The following is a 12,559-nucleotide window of genomic DNA, read 5'->3' as shown; positions in this document are numbered from 1 at the left end:
TTTTCACTTGAAATGAGATATTCAGCTTTCGCAATATTCATATATATATTGTTGCCCATCGTACATGCCCAATCTCAGAATGTAATAAGGCGAACTGTTAGTTCAGATCAGGCCTATATAAATCGCCAATATCAGCACCACAACTCCATTTATCCAAAGAGAGAAAAGAGAGATGGGGTTTATTTAAACTATTGCAAGAAGGTCAATTCGGGGATGATCAAATTAATTGGCGCAGGCCAATTTTTTGATGATGCTAATCTATCTACTTATTTGAATGAGATAAAGAAAAAACTGCTGGATAGTAACGACTTGAAAACTAACCATATCCATCTAATAGTAGATCGAAGTTATATGGTCAACGCAAAAGCGCTTGGCAACTGTTCAATTATAATTAATAATGGATTATTATCAGTGTTGGATACAGAAGAAGAATTGGCCTACGTAATTGCTCATGAAATTGCACATCTGGAATTAGATCACATCTACGAAAAAGTCATCAGGGCCAAAGAGAGCGATATCAATGAGGACGCTCGAAGAATTCTACTTGGAGAAGCAAAGCGTGAACAAATGGACGAATTTAAGGAGAAAGTTTACTATACTGCCTCTTACAATAGGCAACTTGAAAAGGAAGCAGATTCGCTAGGCTTACATCTTTATTTAAATGTCTATAGAAACACCACGGCTCCGCTCAATGCTCTGAGCAAACTAAAGATGATTGGAAATCATAGTACACTTGCGGAGGAATTATTTCGACCTTTCAATTTTAAAAAGAACCCATTTGATTTTCACCTGCTCAGGGAGGATATAAGCATTTTTAGCAAAGAAAGTGATCGAGTGTTGTTTCTAGCACGGGACTCTCTTTTATCTCACCCTGAGATGGAAGAACGTAAAAATGCTCTTAGTGAACGGTTGTCCAAATTAGAACGAGACACCATAGTTCAGCAAAAAATTGATTGGATAAGTCAATCTTCAAAGTATGAGAATGTTTTCTATTCCTCGGAAAAAAAATTCTACGCTTTGGCCTTGTATGAAGCACTAAGGTTGAAACATGAATATCCCAGGGACAAAGAGATAAGTACCTATATCATCCAGCTTTTGCATAAGCTACACGATGATAAACGAGATGGTCTATTTGAGTTATATTTTTCAAGATATACTAAAGGTTATCCGCAGGATTTACTCATGGTTCATAATTTTATTCGAAACATCTCCTACCAAGAGCTAATTGGAATATCATATAATTACCTGGGTCTCACTCGGAATTTTGATGCTGATAATTCAGAGCATTATAAATTACTTATTTCCACTTGTGAGAAAATGAATCAAGAGAAACAGGCTGATTTGATCAGGCAAGCTTACTTTCAGAAGTTTAAGACCAAATTGGAATAGACAGATTCTTGGCGGAGTGCAGAAACCTTGTTTATGCTTCAAATCGCTTTGAAATAGACACTTAATATATATTTATCGAATCACCACAGCGGTGCTATGCCTCTTCGATATAGATGTCTCTTTCTTTGCACTTTATGCTTTCATCACGATTCGTAATGGATAATCCAGGTTAAACGAGGAAAAAGTCACTCACATTTCCCCGTGGTATAGAGTAATACTCCATTTCTTTTCATTCCACATTTATTTCCATAGGTCCTTCCATCACATCCGCAAACCGGAGCAAGGATCTTTTCGCAGGCTCCTCCTTTCATCTTTTCTTTTAATACAGGGTCCTTGCATGGAATTGTACCCAGAGAATTATACAAATAGTTTAGGGTTACAGAATCAATCTTGGATAGTTCATTGGTTTTAGAACAATTGCTTATATATGGAAGTTGTTCTCTTCTTTCATAGTTTGCAAATATGAGGTAGGGTTTACCCTTTTCGAAATAAAAATTCCTTTGATCAACAGCAATTAATAGATTGCCAGAACCCTTGAATACTTCCCTTACCCTTAACCCTGTTAAATCATAATTGATCATTTCATCATCGAACACTTCGTCAATCTCCGCTATTGCTATGAGTTGTCGGTCATTAATTTCCTCAGGCAGGAATATATTCTCTTCACAAGGGTCAGCTAAGTGTGTAAGGATAATAAATAAAAAAAGTGCCATGATCTATTTGGGGTTATTCTTTTGTGTTTTGATTACGTGCTTTACTAATCTAACTTAAACTTATAAAAAAAGCCTTTCCGGTTTCCCGGAAAGGCTTTGTATCTATAATGAACCTAGTTTTAGGCTAGAGATGTTGTATCACATCAGCAAATCAAAGAATTACTTCTTCTCATCCACTTCTTCGAACTCTACGTCAGAAACATCTGAATCAGCAGTTCCAGCCTCAGGTCCCGCTTGTCCGGCATCAGCTCCGGGAGCTCCACCTTCAGCACCTTGAGTAGCAGCGTACATTTCTTGAGAAGCACCTTGCCATGCAGCGTTCATTTCTTCCATTGCAGTATCTATGGCAGCTAAGTCAGCACTTTTATGAGCTTCTTTTAGCTTCTCTAGTCCAGCATTGATCTTGGCTTTGTTGTCGTCAGACAGTTTGTCACCAAATTCGTTCAATTGCTTTTCAGTTTGGAAGATCATAGAATCTGCTCCGTTGAGTTTTTCTATTTTCTCTTTTTCTGCTTTGTCGGATTCAGCATTAGCTTCTGCTTCCTGTCTCATTTTCTCGATTTCTTCTTCTGACAATCCTGAAGAAGCTTCGATTCTGATACTTTGCTCTTTATTAGTGCCTTTGTCCTTAGAAGTCACGTGCATGATACCATTGGCATCGATGTCGAAGGTCACTTCGATCTGAGGGATACCTCTTGGTGCCGGCGGAATACCATCCAGGTGAAATCTACCCAAACTTCTGTTGTCCTTCGCCATTGGTCTCTCACCTTGTACCACATGGATTTCTACAGATGGCTGATTGTCAGCTGCTGTAGAGAATGTCTCAGACTTCTTAGTAGGGATTGTAGTGTTGGCCTCGATGAGTTTGGTCATTACACCACCCATAGTTTCGATTCCTAGAGAAAGAGGTGTTACATCAAGCAACAATACATCTTTCACTTCACCGGTCAATACACCACCTTGGATGGCGGCACCTACAGCTACTACTTCATCAGGGTTAACACCTTTAGAAGGTTTTTTACCGAAGAATTTTTCTACTTCTTCCTGGATGATTGGAATTCTTGTTGATCCACCAACCAAGATTACTTCGTCGATGTCAGACTTAGAAAGTCCGGAATCTTTTAAAGCTTGTTCAACAGGCTTCATTGATCTTTTTACCAATGAATCAGCTAGTTGCTCAAACTTCGCTCTTGACAATGATCTTACCAAGTGCTTTGGTACACCATCTACAGGCATGATATATGGCAAGTTGATTTCAGTACTAGTCGAGCTAGACAATTCAATCTTTGCTTTTTCAGCAGCTTCCTTCAATCTTTGAAGAGCCATTGGGTCTTTTCTTAGGTCGATGCCTTCGTCGTTCTTGAATTCATCGGCCAACCATTGGATGATTACAGAGTCAAAGTCATCTCCACCAAGATGTACATCACCATTAGTAGATTTCACTTCAAATACGCCATCGCCCAATTCTAAGATTGAAATATCGAATGTACCACCACCAAGGTCATACACAGCGATTTTCATATCTGCATTTTTCTTATCCAATCCATAAGCTAATGCCGCAGCAGTTGGCTCATTTATGATTCTTTTTACATCAAGTCCTGCGATTGCACCGGCCTCCTTAGTAGCCTGTCTTTCTGCATCGTTGAAGTATGCAGGAACAGTCACTACTGCTTCTTTTACTTCAGTTCCCAGGTAATCTTCTGCAGTAGACTTCATTTTTTGAAGAATCACAGCAGACAATTCTTGTGGAGTATAATTTCTGTCTCCGATTTTTACTCGTACCACATCATTGTTTCCGCTTTCTACGCTGTAAGAAACGTTCTTCATTTCGTCAGAAACTTCAGCAAATTTCTTACCCATGAATCGCTTCACAGAACTGATGGTATTTTGTGGGTTGGTGATAGCCTGTCTCTTTGCCGGATCACCCACTTTTCTTTCGCCTTTACCGCCGTCCAGAAATGCTACAATAGAAGGGGTTGTTCTTCTGCCTTCGCTATTTGGGATAACGACTGGCTCATTGCCCTCCATCACAGCAACACAAGAGTTGGTAGTACCTAAATCGATTCCGATTATTTTTCCCATGATCTAATTTTATTTATCGCTTTCTTAAAATTCTTATTCTATACTGCAAAGCCTATCATCAACAGCTATGCCAAAGCAGAAAACAGACTGACGTTGTGACAGATTGTCAGAAATGTGCATAGTGAAGTGAAAGTAGCTGACGAAATGGAAGGTCAAAAACCAATGAAACTGACAGGTAATCGACTTATAGGGTAATGAAGATGCTGAAGGCTATACCTTTTTAATGAGTTTTAAGATGCCATAGACACCGATTACAATTCCAATTCCTAAGCATATATAATACGATGTTTCACTCATGGTATATGATCCGCTAAACGCATTGCCTATTACTTTCCTAAGACTTTTTGGTGAGTGTGTCTGTGCCCAGTAGATAAAGAAGACTCCAATAGCCAGGGAAGCTAAACCTGTTTTGACGTGTTTTTGCATGACGTTTAATTTTTATCAACACCAATATAATGAATCCTTAGCAGGATGCATTGGACAATTGGGGGTTTGGAATGAAACTTTGTCTATATAATAAACTAACCAACTAAGCCTGTTTTGAAACTCCTGCCCTACTTAATCTTTCTAATAGCCATTTCTCTGAATGCCTGCATCAGTAAAAAGTATGGTAGACACTTCAATAATCAATTTAATTATTCCTCAGTAGCAGAAGTTGATCTTTCGTTGGTAAATGATCAAATATTAAGTGTATCGGCTAATGAGGATTTGAAGCTGCATGAGGAAACTGATCAGAAAAATCAATCCCTTCAGGTCCAAGATCAAACAGAAGTGTTCAATACAGATCCGAATGGTCAATTAAATAAATTAAGTGTTTACAAAAAGAGCAAAGAGGACATTAGGAGAATAGAAGAGAAAGGTGATACATCTGCACGAAAAACTGAGCCTATTGGCCTTGCGTCTTTTGGTCTATTCTTACTTACCGTATTACTGGTTCTTGCAGAGGGAGCTGTAGGGCTAAGTACAGGACTTGCTGCTATTTTTATTTTAGCGACAATGATTGGTGGAGGAATAAGTCATTATCGCATAAAAAAGGATCCAAAAAAATGGAAAGGGCGCTTTTTTGGGATGTTCACAATTATTGCTGGCCTGTTGTTTCTTCTTTTGTTAGGGTTTGCGGCTTTTATAGAATCCGTTTTTGGAAGCACTTAAAAGCATTAACTCAATTTAACTTCAGGTTAGCACTTTATAATTATAACAGTTTTGACCATTTAAATTGAATCCAAAATATGCGTAATCATTTAATTAGCCTTGCTATTGTTTTGATTTGTTCACCTTCTTGTATGACAAAAAAACATGGACAGTATTTTAATAATAGCATTCATACTAATCCTCAGGTTAAAATAAGTCAAACACAGATGCCTGAATATTTAGCATCTGCAGATCAAACGACTACTCACTTAGTGAGTGATAAAAGCCACTTGTTAGACACCAAAATGCCAGATCAAAGTATTGAATTGTCGAAGGAGCAGTCAGAATCAATAGACCCGAGACGCTATCAATTTTCAATAAAAAGACAAACAAACAGAGTAAAAACACCTGATGTCAAGAATCATCAGTCCCGCAGTAAAATGTTTCCTTTGGCTGTGGTGGGTTTTCTTTCAGTGGTACTTGGAATTCTTGGAATAATCTCGATTTGGGCCACAGCCTCATCACTGACCATACCTATATTAATTCTTTTTTTTCTGGGAGGGATATTTGGTTTTATTAGTCTTAGCCAAACTAAAAGATCAAAATGGAAAGGTCGTGGTTTTGCCATTGCGGCAGTCACAATATTTCTGCTCGCAATTGGACTCCTAGCTGCCGGTTGGATTGCTATTTTTGCCAGTGGCTCACTATAAACTCAATAATAATGTACTGTTCATGAGTCCATTTATGGAGTAAGCGCCTGGCCTGCACCGCACGCCATAATCAATTGATGTCTCAGGTTTTATTCGGTCATTCTGCATTTGATAGTAGAGAAAACTAGTAACTCTATTATCTTTGCGCCCCGAAATGATTCCTTAATCGACCGGTGGTTGATTTCATCAAATCATTACTCATTATTCAATTATTCATTATTCCATGAGTCTGACAGTAGAAATAGATAGAAGAAAAACGTTTGGTATCATCAGTCACCCAGATGCAGGAAAGACTACGCTCACAGAAAAGCTGTTGCTTTTTGGAGGAGCTATAAAGACGGCCGGTGCGGTGAAGTCCAACAAAATCGATCGACATGCGACGTCTGATTTTATGGAAATTGAAAAGCAAAGAGGTATTTCTGTGGCAACCTCCGTAATGGGTTTTGATTACAAAAACCGAAGGATCAACTTGCTCGACACACCAGGTCACCAGGATTTCGCTGAGGATACTTATCGAACCTTAACAGCTGTGGATAGTGTAGTTCTGGTGGTAGACTGTGTCAAAGGAGTAGAGATTCAGACTGAGAAACTCATGGAAGTCTGTCGCATGAGAAATACGCCTGTGATGGTGTTCATTAATAAACTGGATAGAGAAGGGCAGGACCCATATGACCTGTTGGACGAAATAGAGGCCAAGCTAAATATAAAAGTGAGACCACTTAGTTGGCCAATCAGCATGGGTAAGACATTCAAGGGTGTCTATAGTTTATATGAAAAGAAATTGAAACTTTTCACAGCGAGCAAGCAACAGCTAGATACTGAGAATGATATTGCTATAACAGACATCAATGACCCCACTCTCGACGAGCTAATTGGTGAAAAATATGCTGAGACACTCAGGGAGGATGTGGAGCTAGTCGATGGAGGTTATCCCGTTTTTGATATAGAGACTTATCGCAGCGGAGAAGTAGCTCCTGTATTTTTTGGCAGCGCAGTGAACAATTTTGGAGTACAGGAGTTATTGGATTGCTTTATTGATATTGCCCCAGGTCCGGCACCAAGGTTTACAGAAGAGCGTCAAATCTTACCAGAGGAATCGAAATTTTCAGGTTTTGTGTTTAAGATCCATGCGAATATGGATCCCAAGCACAGAAATCGAATCGCATTCGTTCGAGTATGTGCAGGGCAGTTTGCAAGAGGGAGTAATTATTACCATTCCAGATTGGACAAGAAACTCAGATTTTCCAATGCTACAGCTTTTATGGCCCAAAGTAAAGAAGTGATCGATGAAGCCTATCCTGGAGACATTGTTGGCTTATACGATACAGGCAACTTAAAGATCGGGGATACATTAAGTGAGGGTGAAAAAGGAATGTATAAAGGTATACCAAGTTTTTCTCCTGAGATATTCAGAGAAGTAGTAAACATGGATGCTATGAAGACCAAACAGTTGGAAAAAGGACTAACCCAATTGATGGATGAGGGTGTTGCTCAACTTTTCACTTATGAAATGGGAGCACGGAAGGTAGTGGGTACTGTAGGAGCACTTCAGTTTGAGGTTATTCAGCACCGATTACTTCATGAATATGGAGCTACCTGTAAGTTTATGCCTATGAATTTGTTTAAAGCTTGTTGGATCAGTAGCAATGATAAAAAGAAACTGGACGAGTTTGTCGAATCAAAATATCGTCATATAGCCAAGGATAAAGATGATAAACTGGTTTTTATGGCTGAGTCCAGAGCATGGTTACAAATGGTGCAGGATAATTTTCCCGAAATAGAATTCCACTTTACCAGTGAGTTTTAAGTAATTTCACATCCTATAAAAGTTAATTGTACATTTATTTCAAAAATGTGCATCTTTTAAAATACAGCAGAGTTAAGGTTAACACTAATGAGAATAGTTACGTTTTAAGAATTTGATTGTCTTTGATGTACGTGATTTAAAAGGCTGCGAGGTCTAATAACACAAACACAAATTTTCAATCAAGGTCAATCAAACTTTTGCCATTTTACATGAATACCAATTTTATTAAAAACCTCATTCTTTTAGCTGTTTCTTGCCTTTTAGTATTGACCAGTATGGACCAGGTCCAGGCTCAAAAAATTTCAGGTCGTATATTTTCTGTAGAAGATGAAGAGGGACTCGCATTTGTGACAGTAGCTATTAGTGGCACCAGTACAGGAACTATTTCGGATATTGATGGCCGTTTTAGTCTCTCCATTCCTGCTGGTTATCAAGGAAACATTACTTTTCAGCATGTAGGGTTTATTCGAAAAGAAATGACTGTTGCTGAAATCAAAAACTCGCCACGTGTTTATTTAGAAAAGGAAGTTACTGAGCTTGAGGAATTGATTTTTGAAGCCGGTGAGAATCCAGCCAATATCTTGATGAGAAATGTCATAGACAATAGGAAAAATCATGATCCGGCTAGATTTTCGCAGTATAGCTATAGATCCTATACTAAGGACGTTTATCATTTGGATGCGGACAGCAAAATTTCCGATTCACTGGCCAGGTTGGTTAAGGAGGAAAGGCTACTCAACAATAAAGATAGCACGTCCCTTAAGTTTCTAAAGATAGATGACTCATTTGATACCAGACATTTGTATGTATCCGAATCAGTGTCGGAGACTAAATTTATCGAACCCGGACTGAAAAATGAAACGATACTAGCCACACAAATCTCTGGTCTGAGAGGAGGGCTTTTTGCCGCATTCAGTGGTTTATATCAACCCTTTGGATTTTATGATGACATTTTGGACATTTTCGATAAGGATTATATCAATCCGATTAATCCTGCTGGACTTTCACAATATGACTTTTATATCGAGGATACTACTTACTTTGAAATGGATACTGTATTTGTAGTCAGTTACACTCCCAAGAAGAATAAGCGATTTGACGCTTTGGAGGGATTGCTGTGGGTGCATGCCAAAGACTATGCCTTGACAAACGTAACTGCAAAGTCTTCTGTAGCCAACTCGAAAATTGATGTCAGTATACAGCAGCGATATGACAAAATCTATGGCCAGTGGTTTCCAGTTCAACTCAACACAGATATTATCTTCAAAGAATTGAAATTCTATGGCAGAAACCTGATGCTTGAAAATCGCCGCTATTTGTCAGATATCAACCTGGAAACGAACTTCACCCAAAAGGACTTCAGCGATATTGGAATTACATTGAACCGTATTGACCACAAGGAACAAAAACAAATTATTGACGCGAATAGAGCAGTGCCCTTGGATTCTCTGGAACTCAACACCTTCATTGCAGGAGACTCCCTTTATAGAAATTTGAGAGTAGCAGAAGGAGTCGCAGAATCTGTAATCACGCTTAGATTGAACCTGGGTAAGTTCGACCTCAGAATCGACGATTTATTTGGAGTGAACAGCCACGAGAAACTAAGGCTGGGAGCAGGTTTTGAAACAAATAATAGCCTTTCAGAGAAATTCAAAATTGGCGGATATGCCGGATATGGTTTTAAGGACGAAAAATGGAAGTACGGTGCAAATGTCAAATATGAATTTGAACGACGGACAGATAGTTATGCGTTATTTACTTACCAAAACGATATTCGAGAGGTAGGAACTCAGCGATTCTTTGAGGGAAAGATTTCGAGTATCGATGACTTGATCAGGTCATTCCAGGGAAGCTTGTTTGACAGGCATGAAACCTATAAACTTAGTCTGAATAGAAGAATTGCTCCATTTCTCTATGCTCAAACAAGTATTTCTACATCTAAGCAGCAGTCTACTTACGACTATCAATACAACACTACAGATTATGCCAACACATTTTCCGACATCAATGAAGTTTCTTTGTCATTGAGATACGTACAAAACGAGCAGTATCTCGATTTATATGGAAAAAAAGTATTGTTTGATTATGACTTTCCTGTATTCAATTTTAAATATAGTCACGGTAATTCAGGATGGCTGGGTGGAGACTTTGACTATAATAGATTTGATATGAGTTTGGAATACAAAAAGAAACATGTATTGGGCAAATCCAATGTTCTAATTCGTGCGGCTTATGTTTCCGGTGACGTTCCTTATGGACACATGATTACAGGATTGGGCAATTCTACTTCAAAGTTGAGTGTGCCGGAATATTTTCAGACTATGCGCATTTATGAATTTTTATCCGATAAGCAAGTTGGACTGTTCTTTAATCATAACTTTGGAAACTTTTTGCTTGCAAATAGAATCATGAAGCCTGAATTTGTGCTTTATCATAACGCTGGTTATGGTACGCTATCGCACCCAGAAAGACATGTCGGACAGGAAATTAACTTTTCTTCAATGGAGGATGGTTATTTTGAATCTGGTGTGGGCCTTAAGAAATTGATTAGACTCAATTTCGCTGATGTGGGCTATATTGGATTTGGTTTTGATGCTGTATTAAGACATGGTGCTTATGCCTATTCATCTACGGCTGACAATCTGTTTTTTAAATTTAATATGAAAATTGAATTATAATGAGTAAGCCGTTTATACCAATTTATGAGGACAACCACCTACTGATTGTGGATAAGGCGGCTGGGGTATTGGTGCAAGGCGATAAAACCAAAGACAAACCTTTGCTTGATTATTGCAAAGATTACGTCAAAAACAAGTATAATAAACCCGGAGATGTATTTCTAGGAACCGTACATAGACTTGACAGACCGGTAAGCGGTGCAGTTGTATTTGCAAGGACATCTAAGGCCCTTGAGCGGATGAATAAGCTTTTTAAGGATCGAAAAATAAACAAGACCTATTGGGCTGTGGTAAAGAGCAAACCTCCTAAGAAAGAAGATAAGCTCATTCATTATTTAAAAAAAGATGAAAGAGCCAATAAAACAACAGCTTATGATAAGCCTGAAGATGGTACACAAAAGGCGGAATTAAATTATAAGGTTTTGGGCAAATTGAATGATCATTTCCTGCTCGAAGTTAGACCTTTAACTGGGCGGCCGCATCAAATTCGTGTACAACTGGCTTCCGTGGGTTGTCCGATTAGAGGGGACGTGAAGTATGGTTTTTCCAAACCCAATCCTGATGCCAGTATAAACCTACACGCGAGAGCGCTGGATTTCTTACACCCCGTAAAGAAAGAGCCGGTTAAAGTTGTGGCAGGTTTGCCTGTCAATGATTTCTGGGAACAATTTCTCGTTTTAGACAAATCTTCTACAGAAATTGGAAAGAAAGATAAATTCATGGATAAGCTGTATTGAGAAATGAGTTTTTTGGAATCATTAAAAAAGCGCTGGAAACTGGCGAGCGTAGGTCAGGTTATTATTGTTCTTATTGTATTTGCCTGCACCGGATTGACCATCTTATTTTTGAAAAAACCTCTCTTTGGACTTATTGGAGCGAGTGCTGATAATCAAACCCTGTTAACCATACTCTACTATATTTTTATCCTTCCGATTTACAATATAATCCTGCTGATCTATGGCTTTCTTTTCGGACAATTTGCGTTCTTTTGGGAGTTCGAAAAAAAAATGTGGTATCGAATGAGCGGCCAAAAGCATAAGATCAGGAGTGAATAAGGAATCAGCCATCCAACAAATCAACAAATTAGCCACTGCGGGTAAACCCTTTCTTTTGATTGTTGACTTTAAATGCGAAAACAATCACGTCATTCCAATAGATCAAGTAGACGCGAGTCAGACATTGTTTGATGTAAATGGAATAAGAAATTTTGATCAACCAACAATACAAAATACTCCTGTCAGTTTAAAAAGGAATCCCGTGACTTTGGAGAATTATCAGATCAAATTCGATCTGGTTCACTCCGAAATAGCCAAGGGAAATACCTACCTCCTCAATCTTACTCAGCCGACCGAAATAGAGGTGAAAGCAAGTCTAAAGGAGATATTTTATCAAAGCAAAGCCAAATACAAACTTTGGCATAAGGATGAGTTTGTGGTCTTCTCTCCAGAAATTTTTGTCAAGATTGAAAAAGGTCAAATATCCTCCTATCCAATGAAAGGAACGATAGATGCAGATCTACCGAATGCCGCGGATACGATTTTGTCCAGCGACAAAGAAATGGCAGAACATGCGACTATAGTAGATTTGATTAGAAATGATATGAGTCAGTATGCCAAAGACGTTGCAGTTGAGGACTTTAGATATATTGATGAACTTAGAACAAGTGAAAAACACCTTCTGCAGGTAAGTTCGAAAATTACAGGCCAATTGAATGCGAATTATCTTAGTAGATTAGGAGAAACCATATACTCTTTACTTCCTGCAGGGTCTATTTGTGGGGCACCAAAGCGGAGAACATTAAATATTATCGAGGAGGTAGAACAATATGACAGAGGCTACTATACCGGTATTATGGGTTACTTCGATGGAGCTAACTTTGATAGTGGTGTCATGATCCGATTTATCGAAAAGGAGGGGGAAGGTTTGACGTATAAAAGTGGCGGAGGTATTCACTTCCTTAGTGAGGTCAGGTCAGAGTATCAGGAAATGATTGATAAAGTATATGTACCGGTTCATTGAAAGTATTTGTTGTAAGAATGGGAGACCTCA

General features: G+C 38.6%; 11 protein-coding genes. 8 read left to right on the top strand and 3 right to left on the bottom strand.

Annotation, left to right across the window (positions count from 1 at the left end; translation table 11 throughout):
- The first annotated feature begins 12 nt into the window (after nt 1–12).
- A complete protein-coding gene (locus ABJD64_RS12260; RefSeq protein ID WP_348179155.1) occupies nt 13–1,389 on the top strand; it encodes a M48 family metalloprotease in 1,377 nt (458 codons plus the stop codon).
- Nucleotides 1,390–1,574: 185 nt separating this feature from the next.
- On the opposite strand, the gene ABJD64_RS12255 is transcribed toward ABJD64_RS12260, so the two are convergent.
- The 3 genes from ABJD64_RS12255 to ABJD64_RS12245 form a co-directional block, all read right to left on the bottom strand.
- Nucleotides 1,575–2,102 (bottom strand): Kazal-type serine protease inhibitor family protein, encoded by a 528-nt coding sequence (locus tag ABJD64_RS12255; protein WP_348179153.1) that lies wholly within the window; start codon nt 2,100–2,102, stop codon nt 1,575–1,577.
- Nucleotides 2,103–2,261: 159 nt separating this feature from the next.
- Nucleotides 2,262–4,184: a molecular chaperone DnaK gene (gene dnaK / locus ABJD64_RS12250; protein WP_348179151.1), complete on the bottom strand. Its 1,923-nt coding sequence runs from the start codon at nt 4,182–4,184 to the stop codon at nt 2,262–2,264.
- Between the two features lie 210 nt (nt 4,185–4,394).
- Entirely contained in the window at nt 4,395–4,610 is a 216-nt protein-coding gene (locus ABJD64_RS12245) for a hypothetical protein (RefSeq protein ID WP_348179149.1), read from the bottom strand.
- 114 nt (nt 4,611–4,724) lie between these two features.
- Here ABJD64_RS12245 and ABJD64_RS12240 point away from each other — a divergent pair, with 114 nt between their 5' ends.
- The 7 genes from ABJD64_RS12240 (at nt 4,725) to ABJD64_RS12210 (ending at nt 12,529) form a co-directional block, all read left to right on the top strand.
- Nucleotides 4,725–5,336: a hypothetical protein gene (locus tag ABJD64_RS12240; protein ID WP_348179147.1), complete on the top strand. Its 612-nt coding sequence runs from the start codon at nt 4,725–4,727 to the stop codon at nt 5,334–5,336.
- Between the two features lie 206 nt (nt 5,337–5,542).
- On the top strand, nt 5,543–6,025 hold the full coding sequence (locus ABJD64_RS12235; protein ID WP_348179145.1) for a DUF308 domain-containing protein: 483 nt from the start codon (nt 5,543–5,545) through the stop codon (nt 6,023–6,025).
- Between the two features lie 223 nt (nt 6,026–6,248).
- Entirely contained in the window at nt 6,249–7,832 is a 1,584-nt protein-coding gene (locus tag ABJD64_RS12230; protein WP_348179143.1) for a peptide chain release factor 3, read from the top strand.
- 209 nt (nt 7,833–8,041) lie between these two features.
- Complete coding sequence (locus ABJD64_RS12225) at nt 8,042–10,510, top strand: DUF5686 family protein (RefSeq protein ID WP_348179141.1); 2,469 nt, start codon at nt 8,042–8,044, stop codon at nt 10,508–10,510.
- Nucleotides 10,507–11,247: an RNA pseudouridine synthase gene (locus ABJD64_RS12220; protein WP_348179491.1), complete on the top strand. Its 741-nt coding sequence runs from the start codon at nt 10,507–10,509 to the stop codon at nt 11,245–11,247. Before ABJD64_RS12225 ends, ABJD64_RS12220 begins: the two co-directional genes overlap by 4 nt.
- 3 nt (nt 11,248–11,250) lie before the next feature.
- Nucleotides 11,251–11,565, top strand: a complete 315-nt coding sequence (locus ABJD64_RS12215; protein ID WP_348179139.1) for a DUF6787 family protein — start codon at nt 11,251–11,253, stop codon at nt 11,563–11,565.
- The gene (locus tag ABJD64_RS12210; protein WP_348179137.1) at nt 11,558–12,529 is read left to right on the top strand and encodes an aminodeoxychorismate synthase component I; all 972 of its coding nucleotides are present in this window, start codon (nt 11,558–11,560) and stop codon (nt 12,527–12,529) included. Before ABJD64_RS12215 ends, ABJD64_RS12210 begins: the two co-directional genes overlap by 8 nt.
- The last annotated feature ends 30 nt before the right edge of the window (nt 12,530–12,559 follow it).

Origin of the sequence: Reichenbachiella sp., assembly GCF_039944555.1 — a bacterium.
Taxonomy (GTDB): Bacteria; Bacteroidota; Bacteroidia; order Cytophagales; family Cyclobacteriaceae; genus Reichenbachiella.
Note: the sequence above shows the minus strand (reverse complement) of the source record. Positions and strands in the feature narration are given on the sequence as shown.

Excerpts from the sequence above, each read along its gene's own strand:
- ABJD64_RS12260 (WP_348179155.1), top strand. The coding sequence starts at position 13 with ATGAGATATTCAGCTTTCGCAATATTCATATATATATTGTTGCCCATC.
- ABJD64_RS12255 (WP_348179153.1), bottom strand. The coding sequence starts at position 2,102 with ATGGCACTTTTTTTATTTATTATCCTTACACACTTAGCTGACCCTTGT.
- dnaK (WP_348179151.1), bottom strand. The coding sequence starts at position 4,184 with ATGGGAAAAATAATCGGAATCGATTTAGGTACTACCAACTCTTGTGTT.
- ABJD64_RS12245 (WP_348179149.1), bottom strand. The coding sequence starts at position 4,610 with ATGCAAAAACACGTCAAAACAGGTTTAGCTTCCCTGGCTATTGGAGTC.
- ABJD64_RS12235 (WP_348179145.1), top strand. The coding sequence starts at position 5,543 with ATGCCTGAATATTTAGCATCTGCAGATCAAACGACTACTCACTTAGTG.
- ABJD64_RS12230 (WP_348179143.1), top strand. The coding sequence starts at position 6,249 with ATGAGTCTGACAGTAGAAATAGATAGAAGAAAAACGTTTGGTATCATC.
- ABJD64_RS12225 (WP_348179141.1), top strand. The coding sequence starts at position 8,042 with ATGAATACCAATTTTATTAAAAACCTCATTCTTTTAGCTGTTTCTTGC.
- ABJD64_RS12215 (WP_348179139.1), top strand. The coding sequence starts at position 11,251 with ATGAGTTTTTTGGAATCATTAAAAAAGCGCTGGAAACTGGCGAGCGTA.